The sequence below is a fragment of the Streptomyces sp. NBC_01304 genome, assembly GCF_035975855.1.
In the GTDB taxonomy this organism is placed as follows: domain Bacteria; phylum Actinomycetota; class Actinomycetes; order Streptomycetales; family Streptomycetaceae; genus Streptomyces.
Genome location: NZ_CP109055.1, coordinates 9247747 through 9266241, shown reverse-complemented (window position 1 = coordinate 9266241; position 18495 = coordinate 9247747). Strand labels below are relative to the sequence as shown.

The following is an 18495-nucleotide window of genomic DNA, read 5'->3' as shown; positions in this document are numbered from 1 at the left end:
TCGGTGAGCGGTCGCCGCAGCGACGGCCCGGCTGTGGGATCACAACCGGGCCGTCGCTGAATGAGTGCAGGTCAGGCCCGCTCGGAGGCCCAGAGGTCGTTGAGGTCCTCGCGGATCTCTTCCTCCAGGGCGGCGAGAAGCGCCTGTTCGGCGTTGAAGTCCCCGGAGACGGCCTTGATGAGGTCGTCCTGGACCTGCTGCTTGCTGGCGAGCACCGAGGGCATCCGCTCGTCCTGCGTACCCTTGGCGATGAGCCGATGGACGGTCACCGGCTTCGTCTGGCCCGTACGGAAGAGCCGGCCGTTGGTCTGCAGGTAGTGCTCGAGCGAGAACGGCAGCGTGTACCAGATCAGCGTCGAGCCGCCGTGCTGCAGGTTCAGGCCGTGCCCCGCGGCGGCGGGGTGGAGCAGCATCACAGGGATCTGTTTGGCATTCCACCGGCGGACCATGTCGCGCGAGCCGTCGAAGGCCTGTACGTCGATGCCGGCCTTCCGGAGCCGCGTGAGCAGTTGCTCCTTGTCGGACTTGAAGTGATAGGCGATGAGCACGGGTTCGCCGCCGTTGTTCCGCACCAGGTACTCGGTCATCTCGATCTTCTTGTCGTGGATGACCTCGTACCGGCCCTTCGTGGCCGGGTCGTCAGGATCCGCGGTGTAGAGCGTGCCCGAGGCGAACTGCATCAGCTTGCTCGTCAACACCGCCTGGTTCGCGACAACGATCGATTCGACGCTCTGCGTCAGCTTCCCGTCATCAGCGGTGTAGGTCTGCACGATGTCCAGGACCAGGTCGCGCTTGAAGTCCTTGTAGGCCTGGAGCAGGTCCGGCGGGAGCGTGACATTGACGTTCTGGATGGTGAGCGCCGGGAGCTGCAGGTTCGTGTTCTGCGCGCTCATCACCAGGTGCGCGATGGCCTGATGGATCTCGGCCTCGGCGTTCGCCGTGGGGATCCACTTCGCGGGCGTCATGATGCCGGGCACCATCTTCGGCGTGAACCAGCGGTCGCGGTACGCGGTGATGTTCTGCCCCAGCGTCTGGCCCTGGTCGAGCAGGTAGACCTGGCTCCACAAGTCGTGGAGACCGTTCGGGCTGGGCGTTCCCGTGAGCTCGATGAGACGGTTCATGGCCGGCCGTACCGCCGCCAGGGCCTGGAAGCGCTGTGAGTCGTGCGACTTGAAACCCTGAGACTCGTCGATGATGACGGTCTGGAAGGGCCAGATGATGGTGTTCTGGCCGTTGATGTTCTGGACCGGCAGCTGGTCGACCAGACCGAAACGGCACTGAGCGCAGCCTGCGCCGGAACAGGTACGGCAGTCGTAGGCTTCCCACGTCACCAGGGCCGACTTGAGCAACTCCTGAACCCAGGCGCGGATTTTAGCCTTGGCGGGGACCCGCTTGTTCACGCTATTTGCTGCCAGAGCACGATACTCGTCGATCAGCTCGTCTCGGCCCAGCGGCCCCCGCGCCTGGAGCAGGCCCAGGATCGCCGTGGCCTCCGGTGAGATGGCCGGGGCAGGCACTGCGCCTGGCATCGGCGTGAGCAGCTTCGTCTCCTGGGAGGGCTGAGTCAGCAGCTCCTGGTTGATGAAGTACATCGTCGGCCGATCGGTGGCGACCTCCTGGAAGCGTTTCAGGCGCCTGGCCCTGGAGAGCTTCCTGTCGTTCTCGTCGACGATGAGCGACTTCGTCCGGATGGGGAAGCCCCACTTCTCGATCTCGTCGATCCAGGTGGAGCGGGCGATCGCCACGGGCGCGATGACGAGGATGTGGCCCATCGGGCGGACCGTCTGCAGAACACAGAGGGTCGTAAGTGTCTTGCCGGCCCCGATGTCGAGCCACGCGCCGGCGAAGGGGTGGTCAACGAGGAAGTTGTGGATCTGCTGCTGATGCGGCATCAGCGAGATCGGGGACGGAGCAGTAGCCGTAGTCATGTCGCTGGTCACCCCTTCTCTTCGAGCGAGTGGTCAGACATCTCATCTCGTTTGGTGTCAAGCGGATGCGGGTTGGGGGTGGGCGTGGTGGGCCCAGGCGGTTGCTTCGTCGTAGTGGGCAATCACGGCGGTCGTCGTGGTATGGCGCAAGCTGGTTAGACGGCGGGGCTGCTGCGGTCGGCACGGATCTCGTTGATGTGACGCGCGATGCGGTCGGGGACGGTCAGACCGAGCGCGCGGTATTCCTCGGCGCAGTAGCGGGCGAACTCGGCACCGTGAGCGTCTATGAGCCGACCGACAGCGATCTCCCCAGCGTGGTGGCGGAGCTCTTTCACGGTCGCGCCGGCTGCTGCGGCGATCTCCACATCCCGGCGCCGGTAGTCGTTCTTGCGGAACGCGTCTGCGTGGACCACAGCCCGGAGCCGACGGCATTCCTTGAGGCGTAGGTCGATCGTGTTGCGGTAGCTGACGGTTCGCTTGCGCCAGTTGTGGGCTTCGAGGCTCGTGTCGTGCTTGCGGTCCTTCAATTGCATGTTGACGTCGTCGATGAGTTGGCCAAGGTGACGCTTCCAGCGGCGCAGGTTGAGTTCGTGGCGCAGCACAGCACGGTCTGCGCGGGTGCCTTGGCTACGGAGGTCGGCGACGACGATCTCACGGAAGTCGATGTCGGGCAGGGACGCCACGTGCTCGACGTCGGCGCGGTCGGCTTCGTCTGCGGTGAGGGGTGCTTCGACGGTGTTCTTGGTGAGGTGCCACCAGGTGCAGACGCATTCGTAGGGTGCGAGTTGGAGGTTGGCGCGGATGCGGACGCGCCGGCTGGCGTTGACGGCGGCGGCTCGGGTTGCGAATCGGGACTTGGTCGGATGCGGGCAGTCGGTCATCGGTGGGACTCCTTCCGGCCGTTGAGGTCAGGCGGCGTCAGAGAAACATGTGGGGTGCGCCCACGGCGGCAGCGAGAAAGGCTCACGTTGATGCCAGGCGTTGGTGGCGGTATGGCCGTTGAAGATCAAACGCGGACGCGACCTGCCTTGCGAGCTCAAGGACGGTGCCGAAGTCGAACCGCGGGCGGCCGATGTCCTTGGTCTCGCACTGCGTCGCTGGGCCACGGCTTGGTACTTGCGTGTCATGGCGCTGCTATCTGTTGATCGGATGGAGACTTGAGGAGGTGCGCGATGAAGAGGTCGACGCTCGGCTTGTCGTCGACGACGTGAACCTCGGCCCCGTGGCGGCGAAGCTTGGCGTGCGTGAGCTGTTGCAGTTTCCGCAGCTGACCGCCGGGGCGCTTGACCTCGACGAACACGGTGCCGCCGGGGGCGACGACGACCCGGTCGGGCACTCCCCCGCGTGCCGGCGAGACGAATTTCAGGCACAGGAAACCGTGCTCCCGGCACTGGCCAAGGAGGTAGTCCTCGATGGTGCTCTCGCGCGTGCGAGCCATCAGCGCCGTGCCGTCCCGTCCGAAGAGGCCGTCGGCACGCCGTACTTCAGCTCACCGGGCTCGACGAGGCGGAAGCCCGTGGAGTGCTTGTGCATCCGGGAGACGCTGATGGTCGAGCGCCTCGTGCCGTAGTGGGCGCGGACTCGGGCCCTGCCGCTTTTGACGAACTCGATGACGACGCGGCGCTGGTTCTGCCGGGTGTCGAGGTCCTCCCAGATCTGGCCCCTGCGGACCAGGATGCCCTCGCGGGTTGTGTTCTTCTCCTGCTGGGCATGGGCGTCGCCGTCCTGGGTGGAGGTGTCGGTCGGCACGGCAACGGGCGCGAACTCCTTCAGGGACGATTCGACTTCGGCCGTCAGAAGTCGGATCTGACCGTCCTTGCCGAGTTCTGCGTACGCCATTATTTCTCCTTGTTTTTGGATCGCCAACCGGCAACCCAGTCAGGGATATGTACGGGGCACCACACGTCACCGTTTCGCTGAAAAAACCATCCAAGATTCTGGGCTCTCTGGTTGTCCCATCGACTACCCACCATGAAGAACTGTTCACATTGCTCGAATTTGCATTCCTTCTTCACGGAATAGGCGTTCATCGCCCCCCAACTCTCTTGTTTTGGCAAGCCGAACTCGCCTTCAATCTCAATTGAGACTCAAAATGTATGACTTGGGTGATGCAGGCGCTGATCAGGCGGCGTTCTTCCAGTTTTTGGTGAAGGTCTCGTCGAGCATCAGTGTGTAGATGTCGAGATCGAGCGCCCCGATGAACTGCTCGACTCGGGCGTCGGGCAGCGTGCGGAGGTCGTCGTTGACGACGATCACCGACCAGTGAGGGTCGATGCCATTGATCCGCCGGATCACGACGTCCTGGTCATCGGGCAGCAGCGTGAGGCCGTCGGAGGTGCTGGCCTCGCTGCGGTTCTTCGCCCACCCGTGGTGGCGCAGGATCTCCAGCGCGATCGGGTCACGTCGCATCCCGGCGCTGCCGGACTCGCGCCGCTTGTTCTGGCTGGCCGGGTTCACCTTCCATGCGCCGGCGTTGTGCAGGCTCACGGCACCATCGGTGCCGTCGTGGACGATGAAGACCCGGTTGACCATCTGCAGGGCCCGCGGGTTCACCAGCTGCGCATCGGCGTCCTCGTTGTCGTCACGGTCGGGCCTGGCGTTGACCGGGTCGGCAGCGAACGGGTAGGTGATCGATCCACGCGAGGCAGCGAGGACGTTCTGGAACAGCAGCAGCGTCCACACGGGATCGGCCGGGTCGATCGCCTCCTCGATCATCTTCCGGCCCAGCACGGGATCGAACGGCTCGGCGAGAGCCCCCTCTCCCCTGCTGGCGACGGTCTGCAGGTAGCGGGCCAGGGCGAAGTCGATCACGGCCGGGTGGGCCAGCGACTTCGTCGGGGTAGGACCCGCGTTGCAGGCCAATGTCCCGCCGGAGGCGGTGATGATCAGGCTGTCGGCGACGCTCCGGTTCTCACTGGGCGGCTCCAGCTCGAGCCGGTTGTTCGAGTCCTTGCTGATGAGGAACATCAGTTCCGGCTCGATGTCGATGCCGATGGCGGCCTGCTGCTCGGCGAGCACCCTGTTGTTGGTGGTCTCATCGAAGCCGTTCTCGCCGCCGACAACGGAGTAGAGGCCGTCGGTGTTCGTCGAGATGATCCGCGCGCCGGCCAGCGTCTGGGCCTGCCCGATCCGCCAGCTGAACAGCTGCCCGATGATCCGCATCGAGATGGTGCGGTTGTTCATGCGGATCGGGGTCCGGTGCGCGGCGTCAGCGGCTCCAGAGGCCGAGTTGAGGATCAGCTTCGTGCCGTTGCGCAAGGTCGTGAGCCGGGCTTTCTCTTCGGCGGAGATCCCAGGCTTCTTCATCTCGAAGCCCAGTCGCTCCTTCTCGAAGAAGATCGTCGTGTAGCGGTCCTCGCCCAGCTCAGGGTTGTAGAACGCCTTCATGTTGCGCAGCAGGTTCGGGTAGTAGCTCGTGAAGTCCTCGTGGACGACGAGCCCTGCCGAGGTCCGTGCGAACTTCGGGTGCAGTTTGGTGGACTTGTCGGCCTTCGCGGTGAACAACGCGGGTGCCTTCTTCGCCGGCTCATCGCGATAGACGGCCCTGACCGTCGAGGTGACGGCCAGGACTATCTTGCCGTCGAGCACGGTCCCGTCGGCCAGGCGCACGTGCATCGCCTCGGTGTCCGGGCGCTGAGTGGCCAGCAGCTGGGCCGGATCCGGCACTTGGGCCTGGGCACGCGCGAGTTGTCCGGCCTGGTCCGGGTCGTCCTTCTTCGGCTTGCGGTACTTCACCTTTTCCGGGTCTGAGCCCAGCAGCACGAGCCGCTTGTCGACGGCCGTTCCGTCGGGCAGTGCGAGCAGGTTGTGCTGGCGCTTGGCCTCGGCGACGAAGTCCTTCGCGTCCGGGTAGAAGTGCCTGGCGAGGCCGATCATGGCTGCCTGTTCCCGATGCTCGAAGAAGTCGGCGTCGAAGACTGCCATGTCCGCTTCCGCGCCGTGGATGCCACCTGTGCTGAACGTGACGAAGCAGGACGACGGGGAGGCGTCACGATGGAAGTAGGGCACGTTGTTCGGCGTCTTCAGCAGGTCACGCAAGGACTGGGCCGGGAGGCCGAACAGGTCGCGGTACTCCTCGGAGTCATTGAAGTTCCGCCCCTCGATCGAGCGGTAGTAGGCGACGACCTGCATGAACTGGCCGTGGGCCTTCGCCTGTTCAGGAGTCACGGCTGTGTTTCTGGCAGGGTCAGGGGCCACGTTCTCCTCGAAGAAGCGCACGCATTCGTCGAGCACGTTGACCTGGGAGATGCCCTGCTTCTCGGCCACCTCCTTGGCCGGATAGAGGAACGACACGGCCTCGATGTCGTGCAGCGAGGTGTACGGCGCGAGGATGCGGCCGACGAACTTCGCCGAGGACGAGTCGATGGTCAGGCGGTCCCGACGCACCGAGCCGTTCTTGGCGTAGACGGTCTCGGAGTACTGCGCCAGCAGGCCGGCCTTGAGGTCGAAGTTGCTGGCGTAGGCCGGGTGTTGGAAGAGCTGGGCCAGGCCGAGGCAGTCGGAAACGTTGTAGGCCAGCAGCTCGTAGAGATCCTCGATCGTGGCGATCGAGGTGCCGTGGCTGAGCTTTGCGGACTCCTTGATCTGGCGGCCGAGTATCCCTAGCAGGCGCTTGAGACTCACCTTGGTCTGCAGCTCGTTGAGACGGGCGACGTCCAGGTGCCGGCCCGAGTGCATCATGGCCCGCCGGATCTTGGCGGCCGGGCCATCCCAGCCGAGGTAGCGGGGCATGTACTCGATGTGCTCGTTGAACAGCTTGTCGTTGTGCTCGCGCATCTCGCGCGCGGTGGTCGGCTGGACGAGGCGACCGGAGTGCGGAGCCGGGAAGGTCTCCATCAGGTACAGCGCGAGCATGGTCATGTCGTAGTTCAGCGAGTTGTACCCGGCCAGGAACGGGTGCTTCAGCGGGTCGTACTCGGGATCCGTGTCGCAGACCGGGCGCAGGCTTGCCGGATAGGACGAGACCTCGCTGCGGTCGTTGACCTGGTCTGCGTTCGAGAGGCCCATCAGTTCGGCGAGGCGGAGGTTGCCCCGCTCGCCGCGCAGGTTCCACAACTGGACGCTCACCGCGGGCAGGCCCGGGTTGGAGCGCACCACGGCTTCATAGAGTGCCTGCGGGTCCACGGCATCGGAGAGCTGCTGGTCGTCGGCGAGGAAGAAGATCTCCAGGTCGTCGACGGCTTTGCCGGACCGCGGGGTGTAGGCGCACAGAGTGAAGACGTCCGCCAATGACTCGATGTCGTAGAAGGTAAAGAGCGACTTCGAGGCCGTGACGGGTTCTCGCTGTGTGGTCATGGTGGGGAATCTCCTTTCGTCGGTCCGCCGCTCACGGCCAGCACCTGGGGGGCGGGGAAGCACGCGTGTCCTCAGACGGAGTCGTTGGTGACCCGCTGCTCGCACGCGACGTCGGACATCGCCGTGGTCAGGCAGCCTTGAGCCAATTCGGGGTGCAGTTACGGCGGTTACGGGGTGCGTCGGTGACGTTGACGACGCGTCCGAGGATGGCTCGCATCACTGATCACAGTCCTCGGAAGTCATTTGTAGTGCGAGCGCACCGAATTTCACTGCGAAGTTCGCGACGGCTCGCTGCGTCAGTTCTTCAACGCTGCCGTATCCGGCCCGGCTTAGGCGCCTGAAGGTATCCAGGGTGCGCTCGTCAATCTCGATTTCGATTTTGCGCATTGCTCTCACGCTTTCGGTGGGCAGCGGCGGTTTATTCGACGGGTGCGTCAGTGGTGTCGCCCGCCGGGGCGGATGCGCCCGTCTGCCGGAGCAGTCCGCGGTAGTTGGCCTGCAGCGTCGGCTGGGACTTCTTCTTCGGGTCGCTGCCGGTGTAGCTCGGGTGCGACCACTTCTTCAGCTCGTACTCGGCGATGAGCACCTCGGGGTCGCTCATCATCCGGCCGGGCCGGATCTTGCGGTTCTTGTCCGGGCAGTGCCACAGGGCATCCGGCCGGACGATCGCCACAAGGTCAGTGATGAACTGCTTGTTGCTCACCGGCGAGCCCGACGGCGAGACGTCCGCGAACCAGGCCTTGTACAGGTCGTAGAGAAAGGTGAACGGTGCCAGGTCCCAGACCAGCCGCTCTCGGAACTCTTCCCAGAAGGCGCGCACGGGGTCGTTGACTTCCTTGTACTCGGCCAGGACCTCCTTGGTGGCCACCGGCTCGGAGAGCTGGTAGTAGTCACCTGGAGATGACGCGCCGGCGCGGTTGATCGCGTACCAGAAGACGTACTCCAGAACCTCGCGTCGCTGGAGGTAGTCGTCCTTGATGTACTTCTTCTCGGCTCCGGTGAAGCTCTTGGTGAAGGGCACGAAGAGCTGCCGGCGGTAGAACGACTCGGACTTGTCCTTCACACGCGGGAACTCGTTCAGGCACTGGACCATGAAGCCGAAGAACTGGTAGGCGATCGGCATCCGGTACTTGCGGTTGATCTGGATAACGTCGTTGGTCACGATCGCCTTCAGGTTGGCCGCCTTGTCGATGAAGGTACCGACATCGTTCTCGTCGACGATGATCGCGTTGGCGCGCACCAGCGGTTCGAGCGCGAAGTCCTTGCCGAAGTCCGAGAGCGGAATCGAGGTGTGCGCGCCGCTGCCGACGAGGTTGCGCATGAGCGCGCAGAGCGTGCCCTTACCGTTGTTGCCCTGCTCGGAGTAGAACCAGGCGGTCTTGCCCCAGCGCACGTGCGGCCGGATGATCGCGCCGATGATCTCCCAGATCAGGTCGGCGAGGCCCTCGTCACCGGGCCGGTCGAAGAGCTCTTCGATCCAGGCGACGACTTCCCAGTCCCCGTCCTTAGAGTGCGTGATGACCTGCTGCGGAGCGTCGTCCACGTAGTCGACGTCGTTCTTGGTCAGCAGCACGATGGCGGGGTCGAATGGGTACACCTGCTTGGGCTCGAAGTGGAAGTCCTTGCCGAAGATCGTGAGGTTCAGCGGCTCGGCACCGTAGAAGACGATGCCGTTGCGCGCGGCGATGAAGTCGCGGTTCGTGCTCTGGTGCCGACGCGGGCCGTCCTCCCGCAAAACGGCCAGGACCTCGGCGAACTCCTTGAGGGTCAGCTGGGTGTTGTACATGCGCGCCGTGGTGCGGATGTCGTCCTCGCTGGTGGTGTACGTCCCCCGCGCGCGGCCCGCGGCCTGGTACATCGCCAGCAGGTCGTACTCGCGGTCGGTGTCCTTGGCGTTGGGCGCGATCCGGATGACGTGGTGCAGGCGCAGGAGGATCTGCGCGACCTGCCAGTACGTCAGGTATCTCGGCAGGGGGTACTTCTCTGCGGCCGCGGCCGCCTTGAAATTCTCGGCCTTGACGACGCCGCCCACGATCGCCAGCAGCTCCTTCTCCAGTACGCGGGGCGCCGGAGGATCGGTCGGCTCGACCTGGTCGAGGTAGGCGGCGGTGACGTGGGTGACGATCTCGTTCTGCGGAGCCATGTCGTCGCGGTTCGCGAAGTACCCCATGACGCGGGCCAGGATGTCGGCGACGGGGTTGGTGCGCGGTTTGGCGTTGGAACCGGCGGCAGGTACGGACATGAGGGCATCAGGAGGCGTCATGCTGCTGCTTTCTCGATCGTGATCGAGTTCCTGCCGGCGATGTGTGGGAAGCCGGTTGGACTCGTAATCGAATGGAACGTGACCTTGACACTACGCCATTCGAATACCCTGTCGCAACGATTGAACCACTAGTCAACAAGGGAGTTGATCGAGGTCTCAAATAGCAAGCACTAGAGGACGGAAAGGTTGCCGGCAGGGACTGGAGAGAGCTCGGCCGCCACGGTCACGCCAAGCGCGTCGCGAGCCCTGCGGAGCCGCCGGCTTCTCGCACTCGACGACGCACCCGCGGGCGGCGTGAGCCGCCCGGCCCGTGGTCGGGGTCCGCGGGAGTTCTTCTGACCGGCCATGCCCGCCGCTACCAGAGCCTTGATGGACGCCCTCCAGGGGGATCCCGAGAGCCGCTCGCCCGCATACCCCCTAGAGGTCACCGAGTGCGTACCACTTGACGTGGTACACCTGTTTCCCCAGGTCAGAGCGGGAATTTCGGGAGTTCAAGAGCAAGATGTACCACGTGGCATTTTCTACGTGGTACAGGTGTTTGCCCAGGTCAGGCGGTGTTTACATACCCCCTGTACCACTTGTACCAGGAAATAGGGCCCAGTTACATGCGCGAGGGAGCAGGCTGGCGATCCGGGACCGGAGCCATCCGGATCACCCCCGAACACGTCCCCTATGTAAACGGTCAGAAAAACGCGGTACTCGTGGTACATCGACGGAAAACGCTGGCTGACCAGGCAAAACGCCGTACCACGCGGGTTATCCCACGTGGTACACCCGATACAGGAAAGAGCCTCGCGGACAGGCCTTTTCCCAGGTCAGGCAGGGTTTCAGGGGTGTACCACGTTAAGTGGTACACCCCTGGCGGCCCGGAAGCCCTCAACCCCCTGGCCGGCGACCCGGACTCCGAGGTCCGCGACTGGGCCACGACCGGGCTCGCGAGCACCCCCGCCTTGGCGACCAAGTCGAGGCGGACTTCCGCGCCGAGCCGCTGTGCAGCTCCCAGGCTGCGCGGCCGAGCCCCAGCCAGACTCTGGATGCAGCATGGAACATCCTTGGCCGCCCCAGGGCCCACAGGAGGCTCCTGGCGTGCCATCCGGTCGCGAGCCCGAACCCCGACCGAGTCGTTCACCCGTGAGATCCACTAGGGAGCGATAGACAATTGACTAGCATTCACGACCCATTGCGAGTGATGTGCGACAGCTGCTATTGTTGACGCCAGGTGATCAATGTTGCACTGGAACGTGGAACCAAAGAGGCCGGAGAGCATCCCCGTGGGAAGGGAGCTCTCCGGCCTCTTTGCATGTGCTGATGACTGCATGTGGTGGATGGCACGCATCACCCAAAAATGACCGCGCTGGGGGACTCGGAACTGCGGCTACGGGATCGCTCGTCTGATTCGACGACGTAGAGGATCTCGTAGGAAATCGTGGTGTTGAGGTTGAGTCGGTTCTTGCTCCGACTCTCCTCCATCGTGATCTTGCGGAAGCCGCGAACGGTCTCAGCGCGACCGAAGAACCGGCGCAGCCTCGAGTCCACGCGCTCGCGGGCCTGTTCGGCCGTGACGCCCATGTCGGAGACAACGAAGACATGCGTGTGACCGCGATCGAAGGAGGGCTTCTCACCAGTGTCGAGGTCCAGGCGGATCTTCGCACGGCTGATGTCGAGCGGGTCGGGACGGACGAGTTGTCCTTGTGAGTCGTACGTGCAGGTGCTGACGATGGCCATGGTGAGATCCTCTCCTTCCTGGCGAGTACGACTGAACAGCAATTTTCAGTCATACCCCCGGTGACCGGATCACCCCGGTCACCACGAGCATGCCCTCCGCCCGATGACCGGCGCCTGAAAGGCCGCCGGATCCTACGGGGAGGGCACCATCGATTTCCAGAACAGGCTGAGGGTCTCACTCATCGCATCGCGGACTCGCCTCCCCCACCCTGGACTGCGCCAGGTGCGGCCCCGCCGGCGACCCGCCGGTAGAGCCCCAAAGCACAACCAGCGAAGGCCAGATACAGGCACGCCGCGGAGACGGGGTTCGCCAAAGCGCCGAGCGCCTGCGCCGGAACGAGGGCCGCGGCGAGATTGAAGCCCAGGTGCAGGAGCACGCAGGGCCACAGCACGCGCGTGCGTTCGTAGACCAGGGCCAGGAGCACTGCCAGCGGCAGGGTCGAGGCGAACTGCACGGAGTTGCCGTGCACCAGGCCGAACATCACCGCGGTGACAAGCGTGGAGACGACGATGCTCACCCGCTTGCGCAGCAACGGGTAGATCAGCCCTCGGAACAGGGCCTCCTCCCCCACGGGGGCCGCGACCAGGGTGAGCAGCAGGGTCGCCAGGGCTCCGGCCGCGTGCCTGGTCTGGTTCGAGGCGTCGAAACCGGCGGATCCGACCGTGGCGTAGATCCACAAGGCCAGCGACTGGCCGGCAAGAAAGGCCAGGACCCCGCAGCCGAGGACAGTCCTCCCGAAGTGCGGGATTGCCGGCCTCGGCCGGAGCCCCGGCGCATGCGCGAGCCAACGGGTCCGCTGGATCCTCATCGAACCGACCAACACGACCACGAGCATGCCCAGGACGGTGGTCGCGACGGTCGGCTCCCCGACGAGGAGGACTGCGATGGCACCGAGACCGAGGTAGACCGCGACGGCGGCGAACGGCACGAGGACGCACCACCCGATGCTGAGCAGCCGCGAGGTGATCGGTGGAGTCGTCAAGGTCTCCTCCTCCGTGGGTCTCAAGCAGCCGTGGTGATCTGCTCGTTGATGACGGCCTGGACGCGGGTGTCACCGCGGAAGGTGTTCAGCTGCAGCGTCGCCGTGAAGCGCAGCGTCCCGAGCGCGGTGCGGCTGGCGCGCTGCACGAAGCCCTGAAGCATGTCGAACTTCTCCTCGGCGATGTTCCACCACAGGCAGGACAGGCCGGACCGGGTGACCAGACGCAGGTGCTGCGATTCGGATCCGATCCGGTCCACACGCAGGCCCAGAGGCTCGATAGCGATCTCGACGACCGGTGCGGTGAAGCCGTGCCCGAAGGGCTTGAGCCCCTCGGTCCGGCGCACCAGCTCGAACAACGGCTGCAGGTCTTCGAGGCCGGCGTCACAGTCGGCGTCCGGGCCGAGCACGAGGTCGCCGTTCGGGCCATCGGTACTGACGGCGAGCTGGGCGGCCTGGGTGGCTTCCCGCAGCACGGTGACGAGGTCGCCCAGCTTCTCGGCTTTCGCGACGCGGACACCGCAGGCCTGCTGGTGCCCGATGGCGCTGAGTCCGTCGTGTGGTTCCAGGCTGGTGATGATGTCGAACCAGCCCGGCGCGCGACCGGAGCCGCTGACGGAATCGCCGGGGCCGACGGGACGGTTGATGACGACGACCGGGTGCCCGTTGCTCTCCATCATCCGGTTGGCCAGCAGCCCGTACATGCCCGGGTAGGCGTCCGAGAAGTACACCCACGGGGCCAACGGCTGGTCCCCCGTGGCGATTTCTTCGATGTGTCCGATGACCAGCTGCTTGCGCAGCTCGTTGTTCTCGATCACCTGGTGGGCGGCCTTGAGCTTGACGTCAGCGCCGGCGGCCGTGAACACCGCGAAGCACGGCTCAAGCGGGGCCCCCGTACGCCGCGGGCTGTTCATCGCCGGGGCGAGGTAGAAGCCGAAGAAGCCCTCGTCGAGGTCGTCGACGTCTCGGATCTTGCCGATCTGCGCGAAGGCCTTGAGCACGATCGCGAAGCCCTCAAAGGCCCGGAGGAAGACCGGGTGGTGCGGCTCGGTGCGCAGCAGCTGCATCAGGATCGACTGCTCGATGTCGATGGCATCGGGGTCAGCGTCGAACCCACCCCAAGGATTGGGGATCGTCTTCGGCGCGGCGACGCGCAGCAGGCGGGCGATCGAGATGGCGTCGCGCACCAGCTGACGGTTCTCGTACAGCAGGGGCATGACATCGGAGACGGTGCCCAGGCCGGCGAACAGGCGCAGCAGGCGGATCTTCCAGAGCTTCTCGGGCTGGTGCACGCGGGTGTAGGCCTCGATCACCTGGTAGAGCACGTGGGCACCGCAGATCCCGGTGTGGGCGTAAGTCTCGTCGATCCGGCACGGGTCGACGGTGATGTCCGCAGTCGAGCCCGGCGCGAGCTCCTCGTGGTGATCGGTCACCAGTGTCGTCCAGCCCAGGGCGCGCGCGGCGGCGATACCGCGGCGGGAGTTCACTCCCCCGTCGCAGGTAAGCAGTACCCGGGTGTCGGGCCAGCTCGCGTGGATCTCGGCGATGTCCTCGGGCGTGAGTTCGTGGCCGCGGCGGTAGTCGGGCAGGTGCAGCTCGACGTCGAAGCCGAGCTCGGACAGGCCGGCGTAGCCGAGGACACCGGAGGAGATGCCGTCCATGTCGAAGTCGGGAGCAATGGTGATCTTCTTGCGCGTGGCCCGGGCGTCATGAAGGGCCTCGACCATCTCGGCCAGGTCCAGGAGCTCGTCGTGCTCGGCGGACTCGATCTCCTTCAGGTACTGATCCGACCACCCCCTGCGCCGGCACAGCAGCTCGAAGAGGTCAGTGCCCTCGTCGGTGAGCGAACGGTCATCGACGGTGTGGAGCATGGACATGACGGAGGCCTCTCGATCGGGGTCCTTGGCGGGTGGAAAACCGGGGTATGCAACACCCCTCCAGATTGCTGCGATTTTAGCAGCCCCATTCTCCACTTCTGCTGATTTAGCAGTCCCCCTTGGGTCTCATTCAGGCTCCCAATGGACACTTATCCCGAATGGCCGCGATAGACTTTCCAAGGTCCTTGCGCATCAGCTACTCTCGCTGGTATGGCCATTCGAAGCATTGTCGAGTCAGATCTCAGCGGTAAGCCGGATGCGGCTACCGTGACCTTCGGCTTGGGTGATACCTGGTACGAAGTCGACCTCACCGCCGAGGAGCAGAAGGACCTTGAGAAGGCGCTGAAGTCGTATCTGAAGGCCGGCCGGAAAGCCGGACAGTCGGCACCCAAGAAGCGAGTCGTGCCCGAGACGACTGCCGAGGAGCGCGAGCAGATCCGCGACTGGGCCAAGAAGAAGGGCCTCGAGTTCGCGGAACGGGGACGCATCCCGAAGAACGTCATGAAGGCCTATGACGAGGCACACGGCATCGATCGGAGCAAGTAGCGCTGACCTTGGTGTGCGCCTCCCGGTCCGCTCCTCCCCTCCGTCCCTGAAAGGCCCTGCAGCACACTGCAGGGCCTTTCGTGCGTCGTCAGAACGGCGGCAACGACGGATGGAGCACGGTGGCCGCCTCGATCCCCGCAGCTCGCGCGCGAGCTCTGCAGTGGATCGTGCCGTGCGAGAAGTGCCCCGGCGTATGCGGCATGAGCTGCTCCTGGTCTCGCTGCGGGCATCCGGACTTCCGGCAGAGGTCGAGGAAGGCCGTGCACAGTACCTGAGCCCCGGCTTCGCGGAAGACCTCGGCGGCGTCGACCATCTCCTGGTTGCGCTGGAAGCCGGCCCGCTTCCCATGAGCCGACCAGGCGGCGGGGAAGGTGCGGATCTCGAAGCCGGCGGCCCGCCACAGGCGCTCGGCCATGGCGTCGGCACCTTCGGGGCAGTGCCCGGAGAAGAGCACCGGCCGAGTGACGTTCTCGGGACCCCAGTCGCGCCAGGCGTCGTTGAACGTCTCCCGCATGCTCTTCTCGTCGTTCCAGCTGCGGGAGCCGGTGCCGAGGACGACATGCGAGAACGATTCTGGAATCATTTCAGCAATCATTCGGTCCTTCTCTCCTTGTGACTCGGCGGTGTGTCCAGCTCTGGGTCCGAGATCTGTGGGCACGATGTCCGGGACAGACATGGCGGCCTGTCGCTGACTCATGCCGACCGACTGGCACCCGGGCTCGATGACGGCCAGGTCTATTTCCCGGTGGAGCTCGACGCGGATGGTGCACATCCCGTCACCGCTGCGGAAGACGTGCACGGTGACGACCTCGCCGTTCTCGCCGGAGCACATCACCTCGGCGACGGCTTCGCTGTCCGCTTGCCACAACTTCGGCTCGTAGCGGGGCCAGTGTCGTAGGGCGAGATTTCGGGCTGGGACTGCGTCATGGCGGTGCCTCTTGGTGGGCTCGGATGCAGGTGGTGGCGAGCATCGAGTGCGGACTCGGGTGGGGTCCGCGTGATCGCGATGTTCGCCCCAGCTCCCGTGCCAGCTTTGCTGGCTGACGACTCGGAAGATCTTGCTGGCGTGATCTGCCGAATCGTCGCAACGGGTCATCGCTCCTTGTCGGCCCAGAGCCAGGCGCGCAGCGCCAGGCGATCCGCCACTGCTGCGCCCTTTGCTGCTGTCCACATCTGTGGACAACAGCAGCGGGGCAGTGGCGGGTTCTCGTCTCTCAAGCGCAGCGCTGGGCATAGCCGGAGGGAGCTCCAGCGACCGACGGACCGGCGAGCGCAGCGAGCGGTGGAACCCGTCGGCTATGCCGACTAACGCGTCCTCGGAGCGCAGCGGAGAGGGCGCGTTATCAGGTTCCCTTATGCCCTTGCTCCCTTGCCGTCCGTCTTCGCCGTTCCACGGCTGGAGCGTCAGCGGAAGCCTGGGACATCAGGCGAATCGGCTCGTACCCCTTGGACCCGTACCCCTCCCCTTCTTCCGCGCAGCGGGGGTACGGGTCGCGTCGCTTCGCCTGGTCATCGCGCCTTCTGGTGGTACGGCTGTTTTGCCGTCCGTGATACGGCCGTACCCCCGTGCTGATCCGTCCCTGTGAGGCACGAACGAGGGCGGGGGTACGGGTCTGCTCCTGGCGGGGCGCAGACCCGGTTCACCGCTCTGCTGCCGCAGGCGGCACAGCCTTCGCCGCGCAGCGGATCCGCCCTTTCGCGACGCAGTCGCTCCGGCTGTGACTGGCGCTTTACTCGACCGCTCGTTGCGGCGGCGCAGCCGTCATCGGCCTCGTCCGTCGCGTTGTGCCGGCTGCACACCTCGCTTCTCTCTGCTGCCGCGGAGCGCGCCGGCACTTCGTGCACCGCGTCCGAGGCGGGCGTTCCGTGCTGTGTCGACGACGCACGTTCCGGCCCCGGTCTGTGTCCCGTTTCGCGCTTGCGCGGCGAGCCCGGGGCAGTCCCTCGTGGACGCATCAGAAGAAGAGAGACCCGACTGCTGCGAGCAGCTGCCCCCCGGGTACAGCGAGCGGCTCCAGCGTCATCGGGTTGTTGTCCTCTTCCTCCAGGGGCTGCTTCCGCGGCATTTGCTGCGGAAGCACGTCATTCCTCGCACGCTTGAGCGTCGCCGAGCAGGACTGCCTGGGGCGAGTGGGGAGAAATCTTGGCCGTACGTGGGGCAGACCGTGGTCGGGTGGCCCGGGGGAATCGCACCCCCGGGCTCCCACAGATCCGTACGTGACAGTCTCCCGTCATACGGCTCTTGTCGCTCTGGTCACTTGACGGCCGGTTTCACCCAGATCCAGTGCGCGAAGTACCGAGGTCTCCGGGCTGCGGCTTGCGCCATCGCCCCACGGGCCTTTCGCAAGGTCCCCGATCTCCTGTACTTCTTCATGATCCACCGCAACAGATAGGTGTTGATGCGGTCGAGCACGGGCGTCAGCTCGGTGTGGTAGAAGGCCCCGTAGTAGGACATCCAGCCCCGCACGATCGGATTGATCATCCGTGCGAGGTCCGCCTCCGTGCTGTTGATGCGGCGGTGCAGTCGCCAAGACCGCACCGTCGCGCTCATCTTCTTCAGGGCGTCCCTGCTGACCGCGGGAAGGAAGGCAGTGAACACCACGCCGTCCTTCCGCTGAGCCGACCTCGGCCGGAAGGTGTACCCCAGGAACGTGAACGACACCTGCTCGAACGAGCCGCGCCGGTTGCTGTCCTTGCAGTACACGATCTTCGTCTTGTCCGGGTGCAACTCCAGCCCGACCTCGGCCATCCGCTCATGCAGTGCGGCCAGGACCTTTCGAGCCTGGGACGCGGTCGAGCAGTGCACCACCGCATCATCCGCATAGCGTTCGAAGGCGACTCCGGGGAACTCCCGGACCAGCCAGGTGTCGAACGCGTAGTGCATGAACAGGTTGGCGAGGACGGGCGAGACCGATGACCCCTGTGGGGTTCCCCGGTCTCTGGCCAGCAAGGACCCGTCGGGCAACTGCAGTTCGGCGGCCAGCCACCGCCGCACATACAGGACCACCCAGCGGGCGTCGGTGTGCGCCTCGACAGCCTTGATCACGAGGTCCCACCGCACGCTGTCGAAGAACTTCCGGATGTCCAGATCAATCACCCAGTCGTACTTCCAGCAGCGTCTGCGGCAGGATCCAACCGCGTCCAGGGCCGAACGATTGGGGCGATAGCCGTAAGAGTCAGGGTGGAACACAGGTTCCACCCGCTCCCCCAGGTGCGCGGCCACCACCGTCTGCGCGATCCGATCAGCGACAGTGGGGACCCCGAGCACACGCGTACCAGCGGCACCGTGCACCTTGGGAATCTCCACCGCCATCACCGGTGGTGGGAAGTACGTCCCGGAGGACATCCGGTTCCAGATCTTATAGAGGTTGCCCCGCAGATCCTTCTCGAACTCCTCAATGGACACCCCGTCCACCCCCGGTGCTCCCTGATTGCCCTTCACCTTGATCCAGGCGTCCCACACCTCCGACTGGGAGATGTCGAACGGCTTGCCAGATGCTTTCAGCTGGCCCATCAGGCTCCTCCCAGAGCTCTGGTTGACGAGACGAAACAGCCACGAGCGACCCGGCCCCTTCGCTCCACCCCCATTACAGGGGCTTCGGCACTACTACGAGCCGGTCCGCCGGCGCGCTCAGCCCGGTACTCGAAGTCCCTACGGGGCACTCCCGACTCGGGCACTCCCGGGTGACCGCGCTGCTGCACGCGGCCATGCCGAACACGCCTTCCCACGTTCCACACGAGAGCGGCAGACAGGTCTCACGTCACCTCTACGCCGGACGCCGCCCGGCCAGTCGACGGGCTCCCGCCGGGCTTATTCCGGGATCAAGAGCTTCATCCCGGTTTTGACGCCATCTGACTATTTTCGACGCCTCATCAGTGAT

The 18495-nt window shown here is 65.2% G+C and carries 13 protein-coding genes; 1 reads left to right on the top strand and 12 read right to left on the bottom strand.

Features of this window, described 5'->3' with window-relative positions; translation table 11 throughout:
* Positions 1–71: 71 nt before the first annotated feature.
* The 10 genes from OG430_RS41350 to OG430_RS41305 all read right to left on the bottom strand — a co-directional run bounded on the left by OG430_RS41350 (position 72) and on the right by OG430_RS41305 (position 14068).
* Positions 72–1928: a DEAD/DEAH box helicase gene (locus tag OG430_RS41350; protein WP_327357811.1), complete on the bottom strand. Its 1857-nt coding sequence runs from the start codon at positions 1926–1928 to the stop codon at positions 72–74.
* A 155-nt stretch (positions 1929–2083) separates the two neighbouring features.
* Positions 2084–2809 carry a hypothetical protein gene (locus OG430_RS41345; RefSeq protein WP_327357810.1) on the bottom strand — a complete coding sequence of 242 codons (726 nt, stop codon included), beginning with the start codon at positions 2807–2809 and terminating at the stop codon, positions 2084–2086.
* Between the two features lie 242 nt (positions 2810–3051).
* A complete protein-coding gene (locus OG430_RS41340; protein ID WP_327357809.1) occupies positions 3052–3366 on the bottom strand; it encodes a VRR-NUC domain-containing protein in 315 nt (104 codons plus the stop codon).
* Positions 3366–3767 carry a hypothetical protein gene (locus tag OG430_RS41335; protein WP_327357808.1) on the bottom strand — a complete coding sequence of 134 codons (402 nt, stop codon included), beginning with the start codon at positions 3765–3767 and terminating at the stop codon, positions 3366–3368. Before OG430_RS41335 ends, OG430_RS41340 begins: the two co-directional genes overlap by 1 nt.
* Positions 3768–4049: 282 nt before the next feature.
* Positions 4050–7223 carry a hypothetical protein gene (locus OG430_RS41330; RefSeq protein WP_327357807.1) on the bottom strand — a complete coding sequence of 1058 codons (3174 nt, stop codon included), beginning with the start codon at positions 7221–7223 and terminating at the stop codon, positions 4050–4052.
* 216 nt (positions 7224–7439) lie between these two features.
* Positions 7440–7610 (bottom strand): hypothetical protein, encoded by a 171-nt coding sequence (locus tag OG430_RS41325; RefSeq protein ID WP_327357806.1) that lies wholly within the window; start codon positions 7608–7610, stop codon positions 7440–7442.
* Between the two features lie 31 nt (positions 7611–7641).
* Positions 7642–9465: a DNA primase family protein gene (locus OG430_RS41320; RefSeq protein ID WP_327357805.1), complete on the bottom strand. Its 1824-nt coding sequence runs from the start codon at positions 9463–9465 to the stop codon at positions 7642–7644.
* 1356 nt (positions 9466–10821) lie between these two features.
* Positions 10822–11211 carry a hypothetical protein gene (locus tag OG430_RS41315; RefSeq protein WP_327357804.1) on the bottom strand — a complete coding sequence of 130 codons (390 nt, stop codon included), beginning with the start codon at positions 11209–11211 and terminating at the stop codon, positions 10822–10824.
* Between the two features lie 179 nt (positions 11212–11390).
* Positions 11391–12194, bottom strand: coding sequence for a CPBP family intramembrane glutamic endopeptidase (locus OG430_RS41310; RefSeq protein ID WP_327357803.1), 804 nt, complete (start codon positions 12192–12194; stop codon positions 11391–11393).
* Positions 12195–12214: 20 nt separating this feature from the next.
* The gene (locus OG430_RS41305; RefSeq protein ID WP_327357802.1) at positions 12215–14068 is read right to left on the bottom strand and encodes a DHH family phosphoesterase; all 1854 of its coding nucleotides are present in this window, start codon (positions 14066–14068) and stop codon (positions 12215–12217) included.
* A 210-nt stretch (positions 14069–14278) separates the two neighbouring features.
* Between OG430_RS41305 and OG430_RS41300 the strand changes: the two genes are divergently transcribed.
* Entirely contained in the window at positions 14279–14614 is a 336-nt protein-coding gene (locus OG430_RS41300) for a histone-like nucleoid-structuring protein Lsr2 (protein ID WP_327357801.1), read from the top strand.
* A gap of 88 nt (positions 14615–14702) precedes the next feature.
* Here the strand turns inward: OG430_RS41300 and OG430_RS41295 are convergent, their stop codons facing one another.
* Positions 14703–15482, bottom strand: coding sequence for an SLOG family protein (locus tag OG430_RS41295; RefSeq protein ID WP_327357800.1), 780 nt, complete (start codon positions 15480–15482; stop codon positions 14703–14705).
* Between the two features lie 1386 nt (positions 15483–16868).
* Positions 16869–18128, bottom strand: coding sequence for a group II intron reverse transcriptase/maturase (gene ltrA / locus OG430_RS41290; protein WP_327357799.1), 1260 nt, complete (start codon positions 18126–18128; stop codon positions 16869–16871).
* Positions 18129–18495 lie beyond the last annotated feature (367 nt).